Consider the following 23,127-nt stretch of genomic DNA (forward strand, 5'->3'; position numbering starts at 1 on the left):
ATTTTACAGCCAGATATCAGGTTGTAAATACTTCACTCAACCTCTTTTTCTGCTCGATACCTGATCCCCTCAGGATACATTCTATCTGAACCACAGAGTTCCTTGGAATCTGCAATGTTCCTTCGACAACCCGGGTTTCACCTTCAGGTACAGGTGGAACAGATTCTGATTCTGTGAATATCCAGGGATCAGTCACACCATCTGCAGGATACGCAGTCATATCAACGGTGAGGTCACGTGCGGGCCCGGTTCCGGTACTTGAGATAGTACAGTAGACCTGATAGTACGCATACCGCTGATCAGAGTGGACAAGGCGGGCACTAAAGCTCAGATCAGCATCCGGATTTCGAATGGGGTGGTGAATAACCGCACCTGTAATCGGCTGTTCGGGACGGTAATTAATATCGTAGAGGCTCTGTATATACGCATTTCTGAATTGGACAGGCATAGAACCCATGGGGTTGCCCGGGATATTTGATTCGATGTAAATGTAACTTCTACTGAGAACCCCGGGATTATTGTGATAGTAATCCCGGATATTGTTATTTTCATCAAGATAATTGCCTTTCAGGATGGTGTCTGCATCCTTCTGGTACAGGTATACCTTATTCGCCTTCTTATCGGCTTCAGTCAGCGGCAGGACAACCGCATAATGCCGTGGCGTTTCAAGAAGCGATGCTTCAATACCGAGGAGACGAAGGAGTGCTGTGAGAAGAATAGCCGTATCCTGGCTGTCACCACCTCCATCATACAGGGTCTGGAGAGGATACTTTGGATAATCATCATAATCAACAACTGCACCCCACCTGTTATTTGGAAGCGACTGGACAAAGGCAATAACCATATCGCGTCTCTGGTCATCATTGAGATTCCTTGAACCTGCAAGGGAGATGAGATCCTGAATCACGAGATCCAGTTCTGCCCTCCCACGATCGGACATGATGTAATCAGCTGGTCTTGGTTTGTCACGGGGAAGAGTTGCCAGATAATTGTACCGGCTTGCCGGAATATGAATAGTCCAGGTATAAAACGACTCCCCGTAGTACCAACTAAATGAACGGGCGGTATCGCTTGTCTGGAGTTCCACCTGATCAGGCAGTTTTGTATCTACTGTGTCAGGCTCATCAACGGGGATCTGGAAGACAACCTGCGTCAGCTGTCCGGGAGGGATGGTGATCTGATCCGGCATTGGCGGAGTCTCCGGAGCCACATCAGGGATAAATGAAGGACCTTCCTCCATGTCCCATGGAAGGGAAAAGGGGAGCGCAGGCTGCTGGACAAAAAAACCGATGATGAGAACAACAGCTATTCCCGCTATAACGATGATCAGCTCATCCCTGGGCATATAGATATTCTGATGCCTCAGAGGGTAAATGAGTTGTGATGGAAATAGGTGAGTAGGGAGGGAGAAGGTACTTATCCTGTGCGTAGCAACAGATCCAGTTCACTTCTGAGGATCGGCATTTCGCGGTGGATCTTCATGATTGCAGCCCGCGTTCTCAGAAGTTCTGCGTTCTCTTTTGAAGAAAAGAACCCTTCGGGAATTGTATCAAGGCTGTATGCAGCAGAGAGGGCAGTCTGCTCCATTCCCTCAACCAATGTCTTTGCTTCGTTCAGCTCCCTTTTCCAGTCCACATAATTGAATGCGTCATAGAACTGGTCAGCCCTTCTCAGGTGTGCATTATATCGGGAATAATCATCATTCACCACCTTGCTTGCTGATCGGAGTGCATCTGTCCAGATACGATATGCGGTATATCGTGCCATCAGTTGTTCATCATCTTCAGGCAGCTCCTCCATCGAAGCAAAGAGGATATCAATCTCATAGATCTCATCATCAAGTGTAAAGGTATTTGTCCGGCCTTCGATAATACTGAGTTCTTCAAGTGCATCGTTGGCTGCCTTGATATGTCCAGGGATCTCATTTAAAGGCGTTGCTCCAAACGGGCACCCTGATACCAGCACTCCTGCAAGAAGGAGAGCAATGAATACTATTACATATCGGTAGATGGTCGGCATCTGATAAGAGAGTGTATATCCGATACTGATGATAGCCTTTGTGGCAGCCGGATTCATTCAACATGAGTTCCGGAAGCCTGAAGAAGAAAGCTCATTGCTTTTGAAAGATTACAATACTGGAAAGGATCAATGTGTTACCATGTCAGAGAAAACCGTAGTATTATCCTTTTCCGGGGGTCTTGACACCTCCATCTGCGTTCCTTTGTTAAAGGAACGGTATGGATATGACCGTGTCGTTACCGTCGCAGTAGATGTCGGCCAGCCGGAAGATGAAGTGAAGATGGCAACAGACAAAGGCGAGCTGATTGCCGATCGCCACTATACCATCGATGCAACGGAAAAGTTTGTTCGGAACCATATATTCCCGGCAATCAAGGCGAATGGCTCCTATGAGGGTTATCCGATGGGAACATCCCTTGCTCGCCCACTGATTGCCGAGGAGACGGTGGCGGTTGCGAAGAAAGAAGGGGCGCTTGCTGTTGCCCATGGGTGTACAGGGAAAGGAAACGATCAGCTCAGGTTCGATTTCATCTTCAGACTGCATGGATATGAGATCATCGCACCGATGCGGGAGATGAACCTCACCCGTGAATGGGAGATTGACTATGCACAACAGCATAATATTCCGGTACCTGTGGTAAAAGACAAGCCCTGGAGTATTGATGAGAATATCTGGAGCCGGAGTATAGAAGGAGGACGGCTTGAAGATCCGGCATACCATCCCCCGGATGAAATCTACCATTGGACAACAAATCCCCGTGATGCCCCCGATACTCCTGAGGCGATCTCAATTGAGTTTGCAGAAGGAGTGCCGGTTGCAATAAACGGCGAAGCGATGGACGGCATATCTCTTATCAGGAAAATGAACGTGATCGCTGGCAGGCATGGAATCGGCAGGAATGATATGGTTGAGGACCGGATCCTCGGCCTGAAGGCACGGGAGAATTATGAACATCCGGCAGCAACCGTGATTCTGGCAGCACACAAGGATCTCGAGCGGCTCTGTCTTACCAGGCAGGAGCTGGCATTCAAAGTAGGGGTTGATGAGAAATGGTCCGAGCTTGCATACATGGGACTTGTTCATGAACCACTCTACCATGCGCTGAATGCCTTCATTGACACCACCCAGAAGCGGGTCAATGGAACAGTCGATCTCGAGCTCTATAAAGGAAACCTCCGCATCCTTGGACGTTCATCCCCTGACGCCATTTACTCCGATGATCTCGTTTCATTTGACAGCACAACCCTTGATCAGTCGCATGCTATCGGATACTCGGTCTTCTTCGGCCTTCAGGCACGAATGATACCAAAAAAGTAAAAAAAAAATTACTGGAGAGGTGCCCCGGCATTCGGGCCGGGGGCACAATCAAATATCTCGGTTACCGTGAGAATAAGAAGGGATTTCCCGGAGAGATTGGGTTTCTTCTCATGAAGTATCGCCCGCATCTTTTCCACGTTCTCCCCGCTCTTCTCAACTTTTACATCACATTTCAGCTGTGTGCATCCGCCAATCTCCCTGCTCCAGACATATAGAGCCGCATGGGGGTTCTCAAGCACGTTCTGAAGGGTCTTTTTCATAAAGTTGTCTCCTATCCAGATCGTCTTTTCGTCCATGACCCATACACTCCCCATTGGGGCAACATTGGGAATACCATCCTTTGAAGCGGTAGCCAGAGGAAGGATACCAACAGCAGTGATTGCTTCTTTTAGTTTCTCATCTATGAATGCCATAATAGAACACTCCGTTCTGTTGATATGATAAACGACGTGGATACATAAGGGTTGTGTCTGACAACCCATCTCTGATTATTCGATGAAGAGACTGGTTCTGGTAAAGCTGGTGTTGTCGAAGAGCCCCCGCTCGGTCAGTCTCAGTTCCGGAATAACGGTGAGTGCCAGGAAGGAGAGGTACATAAAGGGATTCTCAATTGCACCAAGCAACCGGGCATGATCGTCAAGCTCCCCCAAAGATGCCACAACTTCGGGATAGGATTGATCTGACATAATGCCGCCCCATGGAAGTGGTAAAATGGTCTTTCTACCATGGGAAACAACCACCATTGCCCCGTTGTGGGAGGCAACGGCTTGTATTGCGAGAATGATCTCAGAATCTTCTGCTCCAAGAGCTACAATGTTATGCGAATCATGAGAAACACTGACCGCAAGCGCCCCCCCGGCAAGACCAAAGCCACGGACAAGACCAATGCCAAAACCGCCTGCACGATAGCGATCACAGACGACGGCTTTTAGGATATCAGAGTGTGTATCGGGGAGATTCGATCCAATGACGTCATGAATCTCAAGGCGGGTAGTGATCTGTCCGGGAATGATACCAATGACGCGTGCAGGTCCGGCTCCATTGATCTTCAGGTCATCTATCTCCGGAAGCCTGCAATTGAAGGTTGTCCGCAGTGGTGCGGGACGGGTGTAGGGAATATCCCGGATTTCAACTCCTCTCTTAAACACCCTCTCAACTGAGAAGCGATCAGACTCTTCAAGAACGACGAAATCTGCAATTCTTCCTGGTGCCAAAGCACCCCTGTCATGGAGGCAAAAACGCTCTGCAGGGGTGAGGGTTGCCATTCTGAGAGCAACTTCAAGCTCCACTCCGAAATCTTGGGCAATTCTTATACAATCATCAATTGAACCGGCAGAATCCAGCATATCGGCATGGCGATCATCTGTGGCGAATGCGCAGCGGGTGGCGGTCCGGCAGTCAGCGATCGGTATGAGATCCCGGAGATTGCGTGCAGCTGCACCTTCTCTCATGAAAATATACATTCCTTTCCGGAGCTTCTCTAGCGCCTCCTCACGGGTGATACACTCATGATCGCTCTGTATCCCGGATCTGATATACCGGTCAAGAAGAGCGCCCGAGAGCATCGGAGCATGGCCATCTATGATGTTACAGAGTTGCAGCTTGGCAAGGACATCCGGATCATCATTCAGAACGCCCGGTACATTCATCATCTCCCCAAGACCGATAACGCGTGAGTTATCAAGGAGAGGCGAGAGATCACCTGCAAGAAGCGTTGCTCCGGCTGAATCCATCGGAGTTGCCGGAACGCAACTCGGAAGCATAAAGAAAATATCAAGCGGTGTCCGTTCAGCATCATGGATCATCGCCTGTATGCCTGCTATACCGGCAACATTTGCAATTTCGTGAGGATCTGCGATCACCGTGGTCATGCCATGTGAAAGAACGAGCCTCCCATACTCCGCAGGAGTGAGAAGCGAACTCTCAATATGAAGATGCGAATCAATCAGGCCGGGAACGATACGCCTCCCTTTGAGATCAAGTACCCTTCTCCCATTATATTCTGGTCCAAAACCAAGAATCATGCCATCCCTGATCGCCAGGGTGGTTTCTTCCCAATCAGATGTGAAGGGGTTATAGAGCGTTGCATTCTGAATGATCGTATCGGCAGAGAAGATATCAGGAGTCATAATCATTCAAATCATTGAACGTGAAAATCCAAAATCCTGCCTGCCAGTCGTTTCTCATTCTGAAAGAGCGTAATATGTGCTTTATAACTCCCCTCTGGCAGAGGGGCCGGAATGAAGAGAGCAAATTGATCGGGGCTGATGGAGACACTCTCAAGAATCAGCTGCTCCTCTTCCTGATGAAGCCCGCCCACATCATAAATCATTATCTGTACAAGGATATCCGCTCCTTCATTCAGATCAATCGGAATCACAAATCCTGAGTCCTCATAGGAGATTGCGCCAATACCTGCATTAGTCATACATCCGGCAGACAAGAAGCAGAATATACTTAATCCGATGAGAAGAGGAGCCATTGACTTCATTGTCAGAACGTAGCAGAGGAGATGAGATAAAGATTGCGATACAAACTCCCTCTATTCCGGATATCAAAAATAATCTGTGAAATAATTGTTTTTAGTTGAGCACCTATATATCCGACGAAGACAATATATGATTGATACCATATATGGATGATCTCAAACAGCTTAAAGACCTCATTGAAAAAACCCTCAAAATACGGTGTTCTCAATATAAAGAGGAATATATCAAGCGAAGGCTCCTTTCACGGATGCGAACCACCGGGACAGGTACCTATGATGAATATACACGGTATTTAAATAGTCATCCTGCAGAATGGGAACTCCTTCGTAATGCCCTCACCATCAATGTGACTGAATTCTTCCGTGATGCAGAGGTCTTTGAGATTCTGAGAAAAGATCTGATACCGAAGGTAATCGCCGAACATAATCGTATCAGGATATGGTGTGCCGGATGTTCCTCTGGTGAAGAGCCATACTCAATTGCGATGATACTGAATGAACTGCTCTCCCGTAAAAGCGGTGTGGCAGTCAGCATCCATGCAACAGATATTGATGAAAATATCCTTCAGAGAGCAAAGGAAGGTATTTATGAAGCAAAAACTGTTGAAAAACTGAATAGTGCGATCATCAGAAGGCACTTCAACCAACTTCCGGATGGGAGATATCAGGTAAAACAGGATCTGAAGGATATGATCCACTTCAGAAAACACGATCTGATGAGTGGAATCCCTGCATCACGGTACGTGGACATCGTAACCTGTCGAAATGTCACCATCTATTTCACTGAGGGGCAGAAGAATGATCTCGCAAAGACCATCCATAGTGCATTAAACACTGGAGGGTTTTATGTCATGGGGAAAACCGAATATCTGGGAAGGGAAGTCGAGCATCTCTTTTCCCATTATAACGCTCTCCAGAAGATCCTTATAAAAAATGAGATTCGCTAAATTATTACCAGAGTTTCTTTTGATCAAGAAGGAACTCGGGATCTTCATTTCTTGATAGAGTCTTTAAACGCTCTTTTTTCATAGATCTCCGTTTGATCTCCATTGAGAGGGTAAAGAGATTGACCCCGATGAGTAGAATCACAAGGAAAAGACTGACCCATAGCAGTACTCCCTGTGTTGAGAGGAAGAGGGCAAAGAGCAGGACGACAAATGACAGGAGATAAAAAATTGCCCATGTCCTGAGCATCGGTATATCCATGACTTCTCATTCAGCACTTTAATTTAAAGAATCTTTCCCTTGATGCATGGAGGATGCCACCCTGACATCCATCCATGGATCAGGATTCATCCGATCAACAGCTACATCTATTCAAACCACATTATAGTAGCAGTATGAACCGGTCAGATGTCATAATGGTCATTGCCGGTCTGGCTGTTGTTTTGATAATCGGACTTGCAGTACAGCAACCATCACTTTCACTTCCATGGAAGAGCGAAGCAGTTTTGGATCCATCATCCCCGGGGCAGATCTCAGATTCGATCTTTCTGACACCATTTGAACAGGAAGATCCTTCATTTTCCTATCCTGTCTCTACCATACAGCTTGTCGACAATCCTTTTGGTTATCCGCGGGCATATATGCCAGGTACAGGTTCATTCCAGAGCCGGACATATCAGATCATAGATGGTGAACGTTACGAGGTCTTTCCTCTTTTTGGATCTGCTCCCTATACAACTGCACAGATTGAAGCGATTGCAACAATAGAGTGGATAACCGTTGGTCTTCTTGAACAGAGACGTGGAGGGGTCTCAACAATCTTCTCCATTCCTGAGACACCATTCCTGCGCATACGAACAGAAGTGACAGCTGATAGGTTTCCGGGACAGGCACAATTCCGCTATATCCTCTGCGATGCAGAGACCGGATCGATCCTTGACGGTGGCGAGGTGATCGGTAGGGGTTCTATGAGAAGTGTTCTCGTTTCATCGAAAAAGGAGATGTATTTTATTATCTCTGCAACAAGTGTCGATGGTTACAGAATATTCCTTGAAGTACCACGGGAACATCTCTAAAAAAAGCGTAATGTTGCCATCAGGGGCAACAGGCATACAGGAAAAAGGGGGAGTACTCTCCTGTATTCTCAAATAAAAGGGTCTTTCAGACTTTCTCAATTGTTACCTTAATCCGGTCCCCTGCCTGCAATCCATGACCTTTTGGTACATCAATATTAAACCAGAGAGATTCCGGGGGATCCTGGGACATCAGACAATCCTTTTGTTCATCAATGTGGGCGACAAACTCGATCGTCTCAACAACTTCGACAATATGCTGTGACATACTAGAAAAAGGAAGTGAAAGAATAAAAATTATATGGCTTTTGCAGTTACCATCCAGGTTGTACTGTTAGAGTAACTCCAGCGTTTGATCTCGAGATCATCACAGATCTCAGAGAGGATGGCAAGATTGGTCCCAACCTCTTTTGATGAGAGACCAAGATCATGGGCAATGTATTTCGACTTGAAGAAATGTCTGCCTTTCTGCAGACCCCCACGCAGATATTTCAGAATCCTGTCCTGGGTTTCGTTATACCTGTCACGAATGCTATCTGGCACAGTCATCTGGCTAACCTCTGGTGATAGTTTTGTGCTATATTACTATAAAGCATTTGTGGTTCAATCCATTCTCATAATCAAGTTTATACAGAATCTTATGCAATTGGTGCCTCACCGATCTTTGCTATGAGACTCTCGATCACCACATTTCTCATCCCCTCGACGAACTTTATGCTGCCAACAACAAGGTGTCCCCCGCCATTGACACCGCCTCCGGAGATCTCATCACGGAGTTCCCGAACCATTCTTGGGATATTCATCAGAACACCGCGTGAACGAAGGACAACAAAATCTGGCCCGATTCCAAGTGTGACAACCGGTTCCCCTGCATGTTCGTTGCAGAGAAGATCATGGATTTCACCTGACGTCTTTCCGGGTGGAGGGAAGGTAAATCGGTGTGCATACATCTCGACATCAGCCAGGAAGAGGTGTGCACCGGATGCAAGGGTCCTTCGTTCGACATGTGGCATCAGGGTCTTCACCTGTTCTGCTATTGCCGTCTCAGCCTCTTCAACAAGGAGAGAGACAAGCCTCCTGTGCCTGAGGGGATTATTACTTAGATTGAGTATATCCTTAACAATCTCACGGCCGTCATTAAACCTCAGCCAGAACTGCTCATAGTCAAGAGCAAGAGCGATCTTTTTACACTCATCCAGTGGATATTCGTCAGCAACAAGCGAGAGGTACTGGGGGAGTTCAATTGAATCGCTTCGATCAGCCACCCCGGCAATTGCCGGAAAATGGCGGATCCGCTCTTCAACATGGGGATTGATCATTCGTGCAAGTTCGGTTCCGATCATCCCGGCAGTCAGTCCGAAATCCCCCCCGACATGGTAGGGATTGACATGTGCCTGTAAGAACTGATCCACAATCTCGTCAGGATGATGGTGATCGGCAACAATGACATCAAGATCATAGACCTGTGCCACTTTATATGCCGGCATATCCTCTTCGGTTGAGCCATTATCCATCAGGAAGATGAGCGGGAGTTTCTGTCCAAACCTGATGGCATCCTTCAGCATGAAATCAAGATCACGGGTTATATCCTCTATCTCATAGAAGGGAGCCTTTGAGGGTGATCGTTTAAAGAGATAATATTCTGAATCGGTCTCGGAGATGTGTTCGCGAATCAGGGATACAACTGCCGTCTCAACCGCAACAGCCGCAGAAATGCCGTCTGCATCGGCATGATGGCGAAGAATAATCGGCTGCTGGGTAAAGACGGCACGCCTGACGATCTTTGCAAGCTTTTTCATCTCGGGTCTCAGTTTCACAAGTGTGTCACTTTCAACAAAGAAGGGAATATCTGCTGGCTCGGCCCGTTTATCAAGTGCTGCATTAATCCGCGACCGTACCTGAGCTGCCTCTTCACCATCAAGGCGATTGAGAGAGGACACCTCAATCTGGAGCTGGTTGTTCCTCTTCATCACCTCTCCTGAGATCTGGACGATATCGCCGGTATCTGCCTCCGGGTAGGCCCTGACCCCTGCCTCGATGAATGCTGCGGCATTCTCGACTCCGGTCTCATCAATGATCGTGAAGATCGTCGGTCCGCTCGTCTGTTTCACCTGCCCGAGTTCACCTTCTACGGTAATCCGTCTGCCAACCTTGTCACCGAGATCGGAGAGTTGTGTCGTCCTTACAGCCCTGTTCACCACTGTTGTTTCATACTCGTCAAGGAGAACTTCACGGAGATCGATATTGCCGTTTGGGCGTACCTGTGCCACCATCACAAGAATGTCTGCCCGCTCCCTGTGCTGTGTCAGGGCATTACTCTTATGAATAAGCCCTTTTATTGAATTATTCAGCTGGACAAATGTGCCAAAGTTGGCAAAACCCTGAACTTTTCCAAGATATATATTCCCTTCCTGTACATCCTCAACCTCGCATCCCGGGCCAAGTTTATAGACTGTTTCTGTAGATTTACTCATATTTTAACTCCATTTATCTCTTTATTTATCATCAGGCTTGCAGAGCGCAAGCAACCGGCATTCGCCGTCACGGCGGCCCTTGGCGATGATGAAATCACCTTCATACAGCCGTACATTCTTTTTTGGACGATAGATCCATTTATCTCCCCTTTTAATTGCAAGGACAACCATTCCAGTTATTGCTCCAAGTGATGCCTCTTTGAGGGTTTTTCCCGAGAGGAACGATCCTCCCTTCACCTCAATCCGGGAGATGATTTCATCGGATTCACGGATAATCTTCTGGAAAATTGGGGGGATCTCAATATCACGCATGAGCACATCTACAATTGAGAGTGCCGCACTACAGATCGCATCGGCAAATGCCGACATGTGAAGAAGTCCACGCAGGTATTCCACATGATCCACCTTCTTTGCTGATTCAAGAACCCAGAGTTCAAGCTGGAGCCGCATCGAATCCATGCGTTCATTGAGCCATACCACCTCTTCGGCAATATCCTGACTATCAAAGAGAAGGGCGGTGTATGCAAGTCCTACTGCCAGTTCGCTGATATTTTTCATCTCAACGATCAGGAGAACGGCCCGGTCGAGATCATCAAGTGCCTCTTCTATGAGTTCCTCATCTGGTGGAGGAGGCGATCCCAATAGTTTGTAAAGTGGTTCAATGCCATCTTCTGGTCCCTTTGCGAGGATGATATCGTCCTTCTTCAGGTACGTCTCCTTATCCGGATCATAGGTCCAGACACGTCCACGCCGGATTGCAATGATACGCATTCCTGTTGTACTCTGGAGACGGATATCACCGATGATAACACCATCAAGATCGCATCCTTCCCGAATCTCGGCACGGATAGTTACTTCTTCGGCTTCAGGAAGGGCAAGCCGCATTCTCGCAGGTATTCGGATGTCCTTCAGAAGAACCATCGCAATCTCAGAAGCGGCATTTGAGATCCGCTCTGCACCTTCGGCAATCTGAAGAAGACCACTCATAGATTCGGCCTCCTCCATCCTCCGCGCTCCAAGGATGCTGGTAATTCGTGCCTGATAGAGGAGGAGGTTCATCGTCTCTTCAAGGTTGACAACTTCATTTGCAATCTCCTTACTTTCAAAAAGGATTGCGGAATAAGCCAGATCTACCATTAACTCAGAGACATCCTTCATTTCAATAAGGACATTCTTGAAGTTGACAGGCTGACGATCAAGATCGAACATAACTTCATTACTAATTTATCTTTCACTACTTATCACTATAGCAACAGGTGGATCACCAGGATCAGGACACTTGCCCCGATGAGATCGATACTGCTTGTTACAACAGGTATCCCAAAGTTATCGGGATCATAGCCTGATGAGAACGATACACTTGCGGTAACATATGCCAGAATATTCAGCCCGGTTACAACTATCAGTCCTGAAAAGGTTGTAATAGCGACCATCAGAAAGAGTCCTGGTGTATCAAGGTGCATCATCAATGCTGCCAAATGAGCAATCCCTGCCATGAGAGGCAGAATAATGAGTGCATACAGGTAATTATCAAGGAAGCCGGAGAATACCTCCCGCCCGGGAATGAGTCGTGGCTCTATCTCTCCCATATGCATCCCGGTGGCAAGCTTGGAACAGATGATCCCTCCAATCGCCCCGCATCCGTTCATAAACGGTGGAATGATGATCAACAAGGCGGCAGTTGCCACGAGATCCTCAAGTCCTTCCGTATAGATCACGCCGGCTATCGTTCCGAGGATACAGAGCGGAGCCAGGAGGGGGAGCCCTTCCCTGATAATTGATTGAATGGTATCTGTTCCCCGGAGGATTCCGACGATGCTGACAACTACCAGCAGGAGAACAATACCAAAGAGGATGAACTGCCAGGATAATGGAAGATTGACGACAATCACTGCTGATGTCACAAGAAGAGGGAGAGTGATCACGTCTCCGGCAGTTGTGACAGTCGGAGCGCCCACAATATCGAGATCAAGACCATACCGGTAAGATCCAAGCGCTACAAGAAGGGTAATCAGTGTTACAATCACCCCGGCAACCGTTCCTGAAAGAACTGATACCAGAATCATCTCATGGACGGTGATAATATCGAGACCGGCTGCTTTTCCGATAATGAAGCCGATGATACCGACAATTGCTGCTATCAGGACGGTGAGAATAAACGTTGCCCGGAGATTGTCGCCAAGAACCGATCCCCGGCGGTAATTAATATCAAATGCACCGAGGTGCATCGATGATGCAAGACGCGAGGTGAGAATTCCTGCAATCGCACCCCGCATATTGATCGAGGAGGGGACAAGAATCATGAGACCCGGGATCAGTATGAGCAGCTCGTTCACTGACCCAAGGTATATGCCTGCAACTGATGCCACGAGCGTGGTGATGATGAGGGCAAGAAGCCCCGTCAGCAGATCGCGATAACGGTGGCTGAGGCCCTCTATCAGCTGGTTCATCAGTAATTCCCTCCATAGTAATCAGTCCCGAAATGGTATCTCAATCATAGTACAGTCATTTGGAAATAGAATTTCGCCCTGATAATGTCGTTTTGCATCCTGTATATGGTTTGCTGTTGATGTGTATCGTGAACTGATATGCACAAGGGCAAGTCGCCTGGCGCCGGTCGCCTGTGCCGCAATGGCTGCCTGGCCAGCTGTTGAGTGGAAAACTTCATCTGCCCGGTCTTTTTCCAGGTCGTCAAATGTTGCATCATGGATCAGGAGATCGGATTCGGCAGCTGTTTCCGGCCATTCCCTCAGCGGGCGGGTATCCCCGGTATAGATGACCTTCCTTCCGGGTCGCGGGGATCCCATAACCTGATCCGGGGTGATGGTTGTCTGATCCCCGGAGGTGTTGATAGTAACCGTTTCTCCACGCTGAAGACGGCCAAAGAGCGGACCTGGCGGGACTCCAAGCGATATCGCCTCTTCACGGTCAAAGCGCCCCGGACGTTCATCCTCCACCAGAATAAAACCAAAGCTTTCACAACCATGACGGGTGGTAAAAGGAATCACCTGATATCCGTCAAAGAGAATCTCTTCGCCATCTGAAAGTTCGTGTGCTTCAATTGGAAATGAAAGGCCCTGGTTTAACTGCCTGATTATTGAGACGATCTCATGGATGCGGCGGGGCCCATAGAGCCGGATTGGATCCTGCCTCCCATTGAATCCCATTGTTTCAAGAAGACCAAATATTCCAAGGTAATGGTCGGCATGCCAGTGGGAGATGAAGATCGCATCGACGGTGAAACCGGTCCGGACACGCATCATCTGTTGTTGTGCTCCCTCACCGCAATCAAAGAGGAGAGTGTCAGATCCCCTCCTGATCATGAGGCATGATGGATTCCTCTGGGGTGTCGGAAGTGCACCAGCGGTTCCAAGAAAATGGACATGAAGTGTTTCTCCGGCGATTAGTGCCACCCCCGAACAACAGCAAGGCTTTCTTCCGCCTCAGTGAGATCACGTCCTTCAATAACGACAATACCAGAATATGAGTCAAGGAGCGCACGTGACACTCGGCCCCAGTTCACTGTTCCCCTCTCAAGTGAGAGATGTTCATCGGAAGTGCCATGGTTGTCATGAAGGTGGAGATGATCGGCTTTTGGAAGATATTTTAAGAATTCATCCACGGTTCCGGTCGTGTTTGCATGCCCGATATCAATTGTTACGCCAATACCATCGATCCCCTCAATCATCCCGAAAAGCTCCCCGGGATCACGGCAGAGAAACTCCTTTATCGAGATCATATTTTCAAGACAGGCAAGCACGCCATATTCTTTAGCAATAGCCCCGATTTCAACAAGCGCTTCTTTCTGAAGCGACCATGCACGTCCGGCATCAAGCTTTGAAAGAGGGGAGAGATATCCCGGATGAATCGTAACCCGATCGGTAAGATCTGCTGCATGTTGGATGCAGAGGCAGATCTGACGGATTGATTCACGCCAGATCGGATAATTCATCGAGGCGAGATTCAGATCGCCATATGGTGCGTGAACCGTAATACCCAGGTTTGTACTGGCAAGCACCTCATCAATCCGTTCTCTTTTTTTCGGATCATCAAGCCGGTAATTCCCATCTGCCGAGATCTCCCAGCCATCATACCCCAGTTCTTCGATCCCATGAACCCACTTTGGATCATCCCAGACTTTTGATGATGAAGAGAAGTAATATCCCGAGATCATACACTGCTCCCAATAGTTTTCAGGATCTTTTCAATCCCGGCACGACATTCCTCAAGAGAACCTGTATTATCTATCCGTATATCAGCACCATCCATTGCATGCACCAGTCCAAAACCACATTCCCGCTCATCACGGGAGAGGAGATCGTCCTCATTCACCATATCATCGGATCTCCCGCGACTGCGGAGGCGTGCAAGCCGAATCTGAAACGGGCAGTCAATAGCAATCAATGTGAAGTCAGAAAACGTTTTTCTGAAGAGTTCAACCTCGGCATCTCCCCTGATACCGTCGATGAGGACAACCGGGGCTTTCTGTTCCCTGACCGCAGGAACAGTCAATTCTGCGAGAGCGGCCATTCCCCGCTCTTCTCTCAGGCGGCGCGCAATAGTGCCGAGATGCTGATCGGTTGCAGGAAGCCCCGCTTCTTCTGCATATCTCCTGATGAGATCCCCCATGACAATAACCGGTATCCCGAGTTCCTCTGCAACCGCTGAACACTCACCCTTGCCGCTCGCCGGTAGTCCGACCAATCCTAGTACCTTCATAGTGAAATTCTCCGTTCTCACGTGTTCTGATAATTACCGGTCGACATAAACAGTCTGCGATTGCCTTTAGTTCATCTGAGGAGAGGGGGGGAACCATACCAAACACTCCCTGCTGGAGAACAAATTCCAGCCCCTCAGCTTCGCGTGATATATATTTGACCTCGTCTTCATAACCCCGGAATAAGGTGACGACGACCTGAAATTCCGGAAGTTCTCCTGTATGATATGCGTTTTTGCAGATATTGAGTGTTTCTTTTACCGCAGCAGAATACCGCTCTCGAAGCAGGTTGTCATAACGATTCCATTTTGCCTTGATATCAAGTGCCAGATGATCCACCAGGTGTTCATCCAGGAGTTTTTTAATAACCTTCGGGAAGACACCGTTTGTATGGAGACCGACAAGCAATCCTTCTTGTTTTGATAATCGGGCCAGTTCACAGAGGGCATCTCCCTGGAGGGTCGGCTCACCCCCGGAAAAGACAACGCCCGATACCGCGATCCGGGACGATCGAATCTGCTCGAATACCTGATCGATTGGGCGGTAATCTCTGCCATCCTGAATTTGTTTGTTATGGCAGTAATCACACCTGACCGGACATCCCCTGAGAAAGAGCGTACACACAGCACGGCCTGGCCAGTCCACTGTGCTGATTGGAATAAAACCACCATAATTTACCTGCACATGATCACCGGGTTCTTCTGTATATGGTCTGATTTTGCATTAAAGTATGTTCATAGACAAAAAACAAATGAATCCAAGTTAGGTAAAACAATATTGATTGTTTAGAAATAAAGTAATTTTGCCCTAATTTTCTGAAATAAAAGGATTTATCAGGTATTTTATCATACCAATTCCTATGACTTTACTGGAAGATGCCAGACGCGGCATCATCACAGACGAAATGAAGATCGTTGCACAGGCAGAAGGCGTGACAGAAGACTATGTCCGGCGCGGTGTTGCCGGCGGGCATATCACCATTCCGATCAGCCCGTACCGCGATGTAAAGATCTGCGGAATAGGCGAAGGGCTCAGAACCAAGGTCAATGCCTCAATCGGTACATCATCTGATATTATAGATATTGAAGAGGAGATCGAGAAAGCACGTCAGGCAGAACTCGCAGGAGCAGATACGCTGATGGAGCTTTCAACCGGCGGCGAATTCCTTGAAATTCGTCGGCGCGTCATCGAGAATACAACACTCTCTGTCGGCTCGGTTCCCCTCTACCAGGCATTCATTGAAGCAGCCCGTAAGAAGGGTGCCGTGGTGCATATGGATGAGGATGACCTCTTCAAGGCAACAGAGGATCAGGCGAAGCTTGGAACAAACTTCATGGCAATCCATACCGGGATCAATTGGGAGACGATGAAGCGTCTCCAGAATCAGGGCCGGCACGGAGGTCTCGTATCCCGTGGGGGTGCATTCATGACCGCCTGGATGCTTCATAATGAGATGGAGAACCCGCTCTACCGCCGCTTTGATTATCTCCTTGAGATCCTGAAAGAGCATGAGGTCACCCTCTCCTTTGGGAACGGGATGCGTGCAGGCGCAATCCACGATGCTACCGATCGTGCACAGATCCAGGAGCTCCTGATCAATGCAGAGCTTGCAGACAAGGCAAATGCCTTTGGTGTCCAGACGATCATTGAGGGGCCGGGACATATCCCGCTTGATGAGATCGAGACGAATGTCCAGCTCCAGAAAAGAGTCACAAACAGGAAGCCATTCTATATGCTCGGACCTCTTGTTACCGATATCGCACCCGGATATGATGACCGGGTGGCTGCAATCGGTGCCGCCGCATCATCTGCTGCCGGTGCGGATTTCATCTGCTATGTCACCCCGGCAGAGCATCTTGCACTCCCGACACCAGAAGAAGTCTATGAAGGTGTTATCTCATCCCGGATTGCAGCACATGCAGGCGATATGGTCAAACTGAAGAAAACCCGTGCACTCGACCTTGAGATGGGGCATGCACGGCGCGATCTCGACTGGGAACGCCAGTTTGCTGTTGCAATGAATCCTGAAAGGGCACGCCATATCCGTGACAGCCGATCTCCTGCTGACACAGATGCCTGCACCATGTGCGGAGACTTCTGTGCACTGAAGATCGTCAGCAAACACTTTAATTTCTAAATCTCTCATCCAAACCACTTTTTTTATCTCCGTCTTTCCATTGTCGTGAATTATTGACGGGATTTTTCTGTATCTCAATAGTGGGCTATTCAGATCAAACAGTAGTTTTTTGTATTCAGGAGGGAATTTGCAGATGATCAGAAGAAAACAATCGTTAAGATCTCTGAGTTAGAGAAAACTATAAATATTAAACAACACTAACGTATGGTAAGTCAGAGGTACTCATTATGACAACTGATAAGGATTACATGGATCTTGTAGTGAAAGAGGCGGCTCATGGCGATGCCGGACGGGGAATGGCCCGTCTCTCAATCGATGTGATGAAACAGCTGAACCTGGTCTCAGGCGACGTGATCGAGATATCTGGTAAGAAGAAAGCCGCTGCCATCGTCTGGCCGGGTTTTCCTGAAGATACAGGCCGTGCGGTGATCAGGATCGACGGGAACGTCCGGAGCAATGCCGGTGCCGGTATTGATGACAAGGTCAGGATCAAAAAGCTGGATGCAGGATATGCAACAAAGGTTGTTATCCAGCCGACTCAGGCAATCCGGCTTGTAGGCGGGGAACAATACCTGAAACGAATGCTTCATGGCAGATCTGTATCCGCAGGCCAGACTGTCCGGGTAAATGTACTTGGAAACCCACTCACCTTCGTCATCTCAAAAGTGAGCCCAAAGGGCATTGCCATTGTCACCGAAGACACAGAGATCGAGCTGAAAGAAACACCCTATGAAGGAGAGAAAGGAAAAGAAGGTTTCTCTGATATCCATTATGAGGATATCGGCGGACTTGGACGTGAGCTTCAACTCGTCCGCGAGATGATTGAGCTCCCGCTCAGGCACCCGGAACTCTTTGAGCGGCTTGGAATCGAGCCACCAAAGGGGGTGCTGCTCTATGGTCCACCAGGAACCGGAAAGACCCTGATCGCACGGGCAGTTGCCAGTGAAGTGGACGCCCACTTCATCACGCTCTCAGGCCCTGAGATCATGAGCAAGTACTATGGTGAGTCCGAAGGCAAGCTCCGCGAAGTCTTTGATGAGGCACAGGAGAACTCGCCGACGATCATCTTCATCGATGAGATCGACTCCATTGCACCAAAACGTGAAGATACGAAAGGGGAGGTGGAACGGCGGGTTGTTGCACAGCTCCTCTCCCTGATGGATGGGCTCAAGAGCCGCGGACAGGTGATCGTCATCGCCGCAACAAACCTTCCGGATGCAATTGATCCTGCGCTTCGGCGTGGAGGGCGGTTTGACCGTGAGATCGAGATTGGAATTCCTGATAAAAAGGGAAGGCTCGAAGTCCTCCAGATTCACAGCCGCGGGGTTCCACTTGGAGATGATGTTGAGCTCTCGCATTTCGCAGATATCACCCATGGTTTTGTGGGTGCAGATCTGTCACTGCTCGTCAAGGAAGCGGCGATGCATGCACTCAGAAAGATCATTCCGAAGATCAATGTGGATGAAGATATCCCAACCGAGCTTCTGGATGAGCTGAAAGTTATCCGCGAGGATTTCGATGAGGCACTGAAACATGTTGAGCCAAGTGCAATGCGTGAGGTGCTTGTCGAGGTGCCAGACATCCACTGGAGCGATGTCGGCGGCCTTGAAGATGTTAAAGAAGAGCTGAGGGAGGCAGTGGAATGGCCGCTGAAGTTTCCGGAAATATTCCAGAGACTCACAACCAAGCCACCAAAAGGGATCCTCCTCTTTGGCCCTCCCGGCACCGGAAAGACGCTCCTTGCCAAAGCTGTGGCAAACGAGAGCGAGTGCAACTTCATATCAATCAAAGGACCCGAACTCCTCTCCAAATGGGTCGGCGAATCCGAGAAAGGTGTCAGGGAGATCTTCAGAAAAGCACGGCAGGCATCGCCATCCATCATCTTCTTTGATGAAGTTGATGCGCTTGTGCCTCGCAGGGGAAGTTACACCGGATCCTCCCATGTCACCGAGAGTGTGGTCAGCCAGATCTTAACGGAACTTGACGGGCTTGAAGAACTCAAGGACGTGGTTGTCATTGGTGCAACCAACAGGCCGGATATGATGGATACTGCCCTCATGCGTCCCGGGCGGCTTGAACGCCATATCTTTGTCCCGCCACCAGATGATGAGGGAAGGAAGCAGATCTTCAAGGTATACCTGAAGGATGAAGAAGGTGTGCTTGCAAAAGATATCGATCTTGACACACTGGTTGCTGAGACAAAAGGGTTTGTCGGTGCTGATATCGAAGCTCTTGTCCGTGAAGCAAAGCTCTATGCAATCCGTGATTTCATATCAAAGATGGGAGGCAGAAGCGAGATTGAGATGAAAGATGCGATGGAGAATATTCGTGTCACCAAGGATCATATCAGGCGGGCACAGGAGCGGGTGAAGCCATCCCTTGACAGCGATGCGATCGAGTCCGCCGAACGGCAGTCATGGGAGTTCCTCTATAACGAGGAGCAGAGGCAGATCCTGGAAAAGGCATTGAATGTTGCAAAACGTGCGCTCCTCCTTGAGAAAGGTGAGACGATTGCAGCTGCTGCAGATAAAATCCGCAATCTTGTGACATCCGGCAGGAAACAGTTTGATGTGATCAGGGAACAAACAACAGAACTGGAAAAACTAATGGCTGAAGAGAAATGAGTGTGAAAGAAGAATGAATGAACCACCATCAGATGCATACAGGGAACTGATTGATGCGGTCAGGAAGATCATGGCAGAGTCAATGGACGTTGATCTGACATCCCCACGGGTTATGGGATTCCGTGTGGTTATCAACGGCTCCCCTGTGAACATCAGCCAGACACCATTCGACGAAGAGGAGCATGCAGTTGAGGTCTATGAGATTAATGACGATCTGATCATCGCAACTGATGTCTCAGGATATGATCCTGAAGAGATCAGGATCTTCTTTGAGGGTGGCCGTCTCCATATCGTATCACATGAGAGGAGAGAACCGATTGCCGTGGTGGATCTCCCACAGGTCGATCCTGATAACATCAGGATGAGCTGTATCAACGGTGTCCTTGAGATCATCTGCCGGAAAGATTCGGATAAAGGCCATCAGGTCATCCATCTCGAATAATCAGAAGGGCAGGACGGGGAAAAATGTCCTGGAAGCAGATCCCCTCCTCCTTTTACACCTGAACTCCCGGAAAACATAGTCACATGATCTCAAGTGCCTCAAGAATGAGCCGCTGTTTCTTTGTCATCTCAGTTGTCATCACCTGCCCATCTGCAAGAGTGATCTTTTTGAGCATATTGAGCTCCAGCAAGAGGCTCTTGACAGAATAGTGCTTCAGCAACCCTGCATCCTTCATCATTCCCAGCAATCTGGTGCGGATAATTAACGCCACAAACACAACAAAGATGAAACCGCTTGTGGTACTGTCCTTATGTGTATTCAGTGGGAGAACATCCAAATCCGACTTCATCATCTCTATCTCCTTCTCGATCTCATCACGTTCCCTGTACAGAGACAGAGCAGTCAACCAGTCAACATCTCCTGAATAAAACACCATGAACTTCCCCATTCTGTTCATCCGTTGTGCAACAGCATTCTGCCGAATGGTTGCCTCAATCCGATCATCAACCACATTCCAATCGAAAAAATTCTTAAGCTTGCCAGCTATCTCATAAAACCTGATATATGCAGGTTTTTCCTTCTTCAGCCTGACAGTGGCCAGTTTATCTCTGATATCAATCAGGCGGCTGGTGAGTGATTCTTTCTCCTCGAGTTCCCGTTTTGGATCATAGAAGAGATACCCTTTCAATTGAGAGGACTCAAGCGGGAGTGTCACTGGCTTTGCGTAGAGCGTCCTGTCTTTGAACTTCTGCAGGTATTCAACATTGGTGATATCCCGCTGAGCTTCGGTGAGAAGGAGTTTCACTTCCTTCAGCTGGATCGTTGCAGCGATAATGAATGAAATCTGTTGTTCCAGCATCTCCAGAAGGTTATGCTGGCTGAAGAATCCACGATCCATAATGGCGGTATACTCTTTCACGCCATATGCGGCAATTTTCTTCAGGGTTCCAGTGAGCGTTGTGACATCAGTAATACTCCCTGGATAGAGATCGTACATCACCGGGATACCAAGTTCCTTGTCCATGATGAGTGAGAGATTAATCTGGGGAAGTGACACGCCATCCCTGTTATAACCGTATTCAAGGAGGTTCATCAGGGAAGAATGGCTGGAGAGACTGGTGATATCATAGATCAGTGTTCGTTTTGTCCTGTTCTCTTCCAGGAGTCTTGCCATCAGTTGCTGCGGAACAGTACTGGTTCCGATTCGAGCAAGCAGTTCACTGATCCTCTGGCCGGTAATAGACCTCTGTGGTGAATCAAGGGCAAGGGTGGTTCCGACATACCATGTCCCGACATCTTTCATTGCCATAGGTCGGACAATACGGTTCATTGCAAGTGCAGTCACCATTGCCGCATCGGAGTCGTTGAGGATCTCATGAAGGTACTGATCCAGTTTCAGATCATGCATGATCTGCGTAAGGAGCATGATTGAGCCATGATCATAGGCAGATCGAATCGTTATGGGTTGAGTATTTTTCTTGAGCTTATCTTTGACTTCTTGTGGTGCATCCCGCATACGGACGGGTTTTCCATCGATATTCCGACCCAGATATTTGGAGTTTTTGTATCGAGTCTGCTTTGATACTGGGTCGTAATAGGGTGTTTCTTCGTACCAGTATTCTCTTCCGCCTGTTTTTTTGATCCTTCGAATAGGCTCCATGGCGTGCCCACACAATATAGGCACATGATAGTATAAAGTACTTTCGGTTATGAGGGTATATCGAAGAGATAATGGGTAAATGAATGATTATGAAAGATTTTAGTGTGATCCAGTGCCTACAAACACCGGGAGTTCAGGTTTACACTAATTACAATTTTTTTCATTCCGGTTTTATATTCATGGTTCATAGAGCAGTTCCATCCTGCTGATTGTTGCCTGAACAATCCGCAACCATTAATCAGGCACGGGATGATATTCTGGGTATGACTGCAGAAGATGTCTTCTCGATTCCACTGGATGTACCGTTTGCGGCAGTTGATACCTTCATCGCAAACTACCAGAGGATAACACGCGGTACCGGGCGCCTGATGCTCTTTGCCGGCGACCAGAAGGTCGAGCACCTCAATGACGACTTCTTTGGCGAGGATATCCATGAAGATGATGCAAGCCCTGTGCACCTCTTCAAAATCGCCTCAGAGGGAAAAGTTGGTGTCTTTGCAACACAGTACGGACTTATCGTCCGGTATGGAATGGATTTCCCGGATATCCCCTATCTCGTGAAACTCAATTCAAAGACGCACCTGGTCAAGACCTCCCAGCAGGACCCTTACAGCCCCCTCCTTGTTTCGGTCCAGGATGTTGTGGATCTCCGTGACAGGACGGGACTCGCAATCACAGCGGTTGGCTATACGATCTATATCGGATCAGAATACGAGAGTGAGATGATGCGTGAGGCGCAGCAGGTGATCCTGGATGCACATAAAAACGGGATGCTTGTTGTGCTCTGGATCTATCCACGCGGAGCAGCGGTTAAAGACGAGAAAGATCCGCACCTGATCGCAGGTGCAGCGGGAGTTGCCGCAGCACTTGGTGCAGATTATGTCAAGGTGAATGCTCCGAAGAAAGAGGGTCATAATTCTTCTGATCTCCTGAAAGAGGCTGTTCTTGCAGCTGGCAGAACGAAGGTGGTCTGTGCAGGAGGCTCCTCCATCGATGAAAAGAAGTTCTTAACAGAACTCTATGACCAGATCCATTCCGGAGGAGCGGCAGGAAATGCAACCGGCAGGAACATCCATCAGAAAGGACTTGATGCAGCCGTCCGGTTCACAAATGCAATCTTCGCTATTACGATTGAAGGGGCTGATGTGGACGAGGCATGGAAGATCTATAGTGGGGAGTAAAGAGAGAACTTTCCCTCTCTACCTCTTAGATATAATAAAACCAAAGGGA

At 48.4% G+C, this 23,127-nt stretch carries 23 protein-coding genes; 7 read left to right on the forward strand and 16 right to left on the reverse strand.

The genetic code is table 11. The features are described from left to right. Window positions 1–16 precede the first annotated feature (16 nt). Complete coding sequence (locus tag ACYUBO_RS06125) at window positions 17–1,345, reverse strand: hypothetical protein (protein WP_460373119.1); 1,329 nt, start codon at window positions 1,343–1,345, stop codon at window positions 17–19. Window positions 1,346–1,416: 71 nt separating this feature from the next. Further along, a complete protein-coding gene (locus ACYUBO_RS06130; RefSeq protein ID WP_460373121.1) occupies window positions 1,417–2,019 on the reverse strand; it encodes a hypothetical protein in 603 nt (200 codons plus the stop codon). Window positions 2,020–2,158: 139 nt separating this feature from the next. On the opposite strand from ACYUBO_RS06130, the gene ACYUBO_RS06135 reads away from it, so the two are divergent. Continuing rightward, entirely contained in the window at window positions 2,159–3,337 is a 1,179-nt protein-coding gene (locus ACYUBO_RS06135; protein WP_460373123.1) for an argininosuccinate synthase, read from the forward strand. An 8-nt stretch (window positions 3,338–3,345) separates the two neighbouring features. Here ACYUBO_RS06135 and ACYUBO_RS06140 read toward each other — a convergent pair whose 3' ends face one another. The 3 genes from ACYUBO_RS06140 to ACYUBO_RS06150 form a co-directional block, all read right to left on the reverse strand. Then, window positions 3,346–3,750: a pyridoxamine 5'-phosphate oxidase family protein gene (locus ACYUBO_RS06140; RefSeq protein ID WP_300329316.1), complete on the reverse strand. Its 405-nt coding sequence runs from the start codon at window positions 3,748–3,750 to the stop codon at window positions 3,346–3,348. 75 nt (window positions 3,751–3,825) lie between these two features. Then, entirely contained in the window at window positions 3,826–5,466 is a 1,641-nt protein-coding gene (gene ade / locus ACYUBO_RS06145; RefSeq protein ID WP_460373125.1) for an adenine deaminase, read from the reverse strand. Window positions 5,467–5,477: 11 nt separating this feature from the next. Then, entirely contained in the window at window positions 5,478–5,828 is a 351-nt protein-coding gene (locus ACYUBO_RS06150) for a hypothetical protein (protein ID WP_460373127.1), read from the reverse strand. A gap of 143 nt (window positions 5,829–5,971) precedes the next feature. Between ACYUBO_RS06150 and ACYUBO_RS06155 the strand changes: the two genes are divergently transcribed. Continuing rightward, window positions 5,972–6,772, forward strand: coding sequence for a CheR family methyltransferase (locus ACYUBO_RS06155; protein ID WP_300329304.1), 801 nt, complete (start codon window positions 5,972–5,974; stop codon window positions 6,770–6,772). Window positions 6,773–6,776: 4 nt separating this feature from the next. On the opposite strand, the gene ACYUBO_RS06160 is transcribed toward ACYUBO_RS06155, so the two are convergent. Continuing rightward, complete coding sequence (locus ACYUBO_RS06160; protein WP_300329301.1) at window positions 6,777–7,031, reverse strand: hypothetical protein; 255 nt, start codon at window positions 7,029–7,031, stop codon at window positions 6,777–6,779. Window positions 7,032–7,165: 134 nt separating this feature from the next. On the opposite strand from ACYUBO_RS06160, the gene ACYUBO_RS06165 reads away from it, so the two are divergent. After that, window positions 7,166–7,846, forward strand: a complete 681-nt coding sequence (locus ACYUBO_RS06165) for a hypothetical protein (RefSeq protein ID WP_460373129.1) — start codon at window positions 7,166–7,168, stop codon at window positions 7,844–7,846. Between the two features lie 85 nt (window positions 7,847–7,931). On the opposite strand, the gene ACYUBO_RS06170 is transcribed toward ACYUBO_RS06165, so the two are convergent. From ACYUBO_RS06170 to ACYUBO_RS06210, 9 genes are all read right to left on the reverse strand, one after another. Next, window positions 7,932–8,111, reverse strand: coding sequence for a hypothetical protein (locus ACYUBO_RS06170; protein ID WP_300329295.1), 180 nt, complete (start codon window positions 8,109–8,111; stop codon window positions 7,932–7,934). 29 nt (window positions 8,112–8,140) lie between these two features. Then, window positions 8,141–8,392: a DUF7123 family protein gene (locus ACYUBO_RS06175; protein WP_300329292.1), complete on the reverse strand. Its 252-nt coding sequence runs from the start codon at window positions 8,390–8,392 to the stop codon at window positions 8,141–8,143. Between the two features lie 89 nt (window positions 8,393–8,481). Beyond that, entirely contained in the window at window positions 8,482–10,317 is a 1,836-nt protein-coding gene (locus ACYUBO_RS06180; RefSeq protein ID WP_460373131.1) for a DHH family phosphoesterase, read from the reverse strand. A 21-nt stretch (window positions 10,318–10,338) separates the two neighbouring features. Then, window positions 10,339–11,526: a potassium channel family protein gene (locus tag ACYUBO_RS06185; protein ID WP_300329286.1), complete on the reverse strand. Its 1,188-nt coding sequence runs from the start codon at window positions 11,524–11,526 to the stop codon at window positions 10,339–10,341. A gap of 35 nt (window positions 11,527–11,561) precedes the next feature. Continuing rightward, a complete protein-coding gene (locus tag ACYUBO_RS06190; RefSeq protein WP_460373132.1) occupies window positions 11,562–12,767 on the reverse strand; it encodes a magnesium transporter in 1,206 nt (401 codons plus the stop codon). A 21-nt stretch (window positions 12,768–12,788) separates the two neighbouring features. After that, entirely contained in the window at window positions 12,789–13,721 is a 933-nt protein-coding gene (rnz, locus tag ACYUBO_RS06195; protein WP_460373605.1) for a ribonuclease Z, read from the reverse strand. Then, window positions 13,721–14,491 (reverse strand): sugar phosphate isomerase/epimerase family protein, encoded by a 771-nt coding sequence (locus ACYUBO_RS06200; RefSeq protein ID WP_460373133.1) that lies wholly within the window; start codon window positions 14,489–14,491, stop codon window positions 13,721–13,723. The genes rnz and ACYUBO_RS06200 overlap by 1 nt, the downstream gene beginning before the upstream one ends. Further along, entirely contained in the window at window positions 14,488–15,036 is a 549-nt protein-coding gene (locus ACYUBO_RS06205) for an AAA family ATPase (RefSeq protein WP_460373135.1), read from the reverse strand. Before ACYUBO_RS06205 ends, ACYUBO_RS06200 begins: the two co-directional genes overlap by 4 nt. Further along, on the reverse strand, window positions 14,990–15,718 hold the full coding sequence (locus tag ACYUBO_RS06210; RefSeq protein WP_300334237.1) for an anaerobic ribonucleoside-triphosphate reductase activating protein: 729 nt from the start codon (window positions 15,716–15,718) through the stop codon (window positions 14,990–14,992). Before ACYUBO_RS06210 ends, ACYUBO_RS06205 begins: the two co-directional genes overlap by 47 nt. A 175-nt stretch (window positions 15,719–15,893) precedes the next feature. Here ACYUBO_RS06210 and thiC point away from each other — a divergent pair, with 175 nt between their 5' ends. The 3 genes from thiC to ACYUBO_RS06225 all read left to right on the forward strand — a co-directional run bounded on the left by thiC (window position 15,894) and on the right by ACYUBO_RS06225 (window position 20,237). Then, window positions 15,894–17,171 carry a phosphomethylpyrimidine synthase ThiC gene (gene thiC, locus ACYUBO_RS06215; protein WP_460373137.1) on the forward strand — a complete coding sequence of 426 codons (1,278 nt, stop codon included), beginning with the start codon at window positions 15,894–15,896 and terminating at the stop codon, window positions 17,169–17,171. A 227-nt stretch (window positions 17,172–17,398) separates the two neighbouring features. Beyond that, window positions 17,399–19,795, forward strand: coding sequence for a CDC48 family AAA ATPase (locus ACYUBO_RS06220; RefSeq protein ID WP_460373138.1), 2,397 nt, complete (start codon window positions 17,399–17,401; stop codon window positions 19,793–19,795). Window positions 19,796–19,808: 13 nt separating this feature from the next. Further along, on the forward strand, window positions 19,809–20,237 hold the full coding sequence (locus ACYUBO_RS06225) for an Hsp20/alpha crystallin family protein (RefSeq protein ID WP_300330973.1): 429 nt from the start codon (window positions 19,809–19,811) through the stop codon (window positions 20,235–20,237). A 79-nt stretch (window positions 20,238–20,316) separates the two neighbouring features. Here ACYUBO_RS06225 and ACYUBO_RS06230 read toward each other — a convergent pair whose 3' ends face one another. Then, window positions 20,317–21,897 carry an IS1634 family transposase gene (locus ACYUBO_RS06230; protein WP_460373139.1) on the reverse strand — a complete coding sequence of 527 codons (1,581 nt, stop codon included), beginning with the start codon at window positions 21,895–21,897 and terminating at the stop codon, window positions 20,317–20,319. Between the two features lie 263 nt (window positions 21,898–22,160). Here ACYUBO_RS06230 and ACYUBO_RS06235 point away from each other — a divergent pair, with 263 nt between their 5' ends. After that, window positions 22,161–23,078 (forward strand): beta/alpha barrel domain-containing protein, encoded by a 918-nt coding sequence (locus ACYUBO_RS06235; RefSeq protein WP_460373140.1) that lies wholly within the window; start codon window positions 22,161–22,163, stop codon window positions 23,076–23,078. Window positions 23,079–23,127: the final 49 nt, after the last annotated feature.

Source organism: Methanocalculus sp. MC3, from assembly GCF_054767395.1.

What these genes read in the sequence shown, in the direction of transcription:
- ACYUBO_RS06180 (WP_460373131.1), bottom strand. Translation starts at nt 10,317, where the DNA reads ATGAGTAAATCTACAGAAACAGTCTATAAACTTGGCCCGGGATGCGAG.
- ACYUBO_RS06235 (WP_460373140.1), top strand. Translation starts at nt 22,161, where the DNA reads ATGACTGCAGAAGATGTCTTCTCGATTCCACTGGATGTACCGTTTGCG.
- ACYUBO_RS06160 (WP_300329301.1), bottom strand. Translation starts at nt 7,031, where the DNA reads ATGGATATACCGATGCTCAGGACATGGGCAATTTTTTATCTCCTGTCA.
- ACYUBO_RS06140 (WP_300329316.1), bottom strand. Translation starts at nt 3,750, where the DNA reads ATGGCATTCATAGATGAGAAACTAAAAGAAGCAATCACTGCTGTTGGT.
- thiC (WP_460373137.1), top strand. Translation starts at nt 15,894, where the DNA reads ATGACTTTACTGGAAGATGCCAGACGCGGCATCATCACAGACGAAATG.
- ACYUBO_RS06165 (WP_460373129.1), top strand. Translation starts at nt 7,166, where the DNA reads ATGAACCGGTCAGATGTCATAATGGTCATTGCCGGTCTGGCTGTTGTT.
- ACYUBO_RS06185 (WP_300329286.1), bottom strand. Translation starts at nt 11,526, where the DNA reads ATGTTCGATCTTGATCGTCAGCCTGTCAACTTCAAGAATGTCCTTATT.
- ACYUBO_RS06200 (WP_460373133.1), bottom strand. Translation starts at nt 14,491, where the DNA reads ATGATCTCGGGATATTACTTCTCTTCATCATCAAAAGTCTGGGATGAT.
- ACYUBO_RS06135 (WP_460373123.1), top strand. Translation starts at nt 2,159, where the DNA reads ATGTCAGAGAAAACCGTAGTATTATCCTTTTCCGGGGGTCTTGACACC.
- ACYUBO_RS06220 (WP_460373138.1), top strand. Translation starts at nt 17,399, where the DNA reads ATGACAACTGATAAGGATTACATGGATCTTGTAGTGAAAGAGGCGGCT.
- ACYUBO_RS06230 (WP_460373139.1), bottom strand. Translation starts at nt 21,897, where the DNA reads ATGGAGCCTATTCGAAGGATCAAAAAAACAGGCGGAAGAGAATACTGG.
- ACYUBO_RS06150 (WP_460373127.1), bottom strand. Translation starts at nt 5,828, where the DNA reads ATGAAGTCAATGGCTCCTCTTCTCATCGGATTAAGTATATTCTGCTTC.
- ACYUBO_RS06125 (WP_460373119.1), bottom strand. Translation starts at nt 1,345, where the DNA reads ATGCCCAGGGATGAGCTGATCATCGTTATAGCGGGAATAGCTGTTGTT.
- ACYUBO_RS06170 (WP_300329295.1), bottom strand. Translation starts at nt 8,111, where the DNA reads ATGTCACAGCATATTGTCGAAGTTGTTGAGACGATCGAGTTTGTCGCC.
- ade (WP_460373125.1), bottom strand. Translation starts at nt 5,466, where the DNA reads ATGACTCCTGATATCTTCTCTGCCGATACGATCATTCAGAATGCAACG.
- ACYUBO_RS06190 (WP_460373132.1), bottom strand. Translation starts at nt 12,767, where the DNA reads ATGAACCAGCTGATAGAGGGCCTCAGCCACCGTTATCGCGATCTGCTG.
- ACYUBO_RS06155 (WP_300329304.1), top strand. Translation starts at nt 5,972, where the DNA reads ATGGATGATCTCAAACAGCTTAAAGACCTCATTGAAAAAACCCTCAAA.
- ACYUBO_RS06205 (WP_460373135.1), bottom strand. Translation starts at nt 15,036, where the DNA reads ATGAAGGTACTAGGATTGGTCGGACTACCGGCGAGCGGCAAGGGTGAG.
- ACYUBO_RS06225 (WP_300330973.1), top strand. Translation starts at nt 19,809, where the DNA reads ATGAATGAACCACCATCAGATGCATACAGGGAACTGATTGATGCGGTC.
- ACYUBO_RS06175 (WP_300329292.1), bottom strand. Translation starts at nt 8,392, where the DNA reads ATGACTGTGCCAGATAGCATTCGTGACAGGTATAACGAAACCCAGGAC.
- ACYUBO_RS06130 (WP_460373121.1), bottom strand. Translation starts at nt 2,019, where the DNA reads ATGCCGACCATCTACCGATATGTAATAGTATTCATTGCTCTCCTTCTT.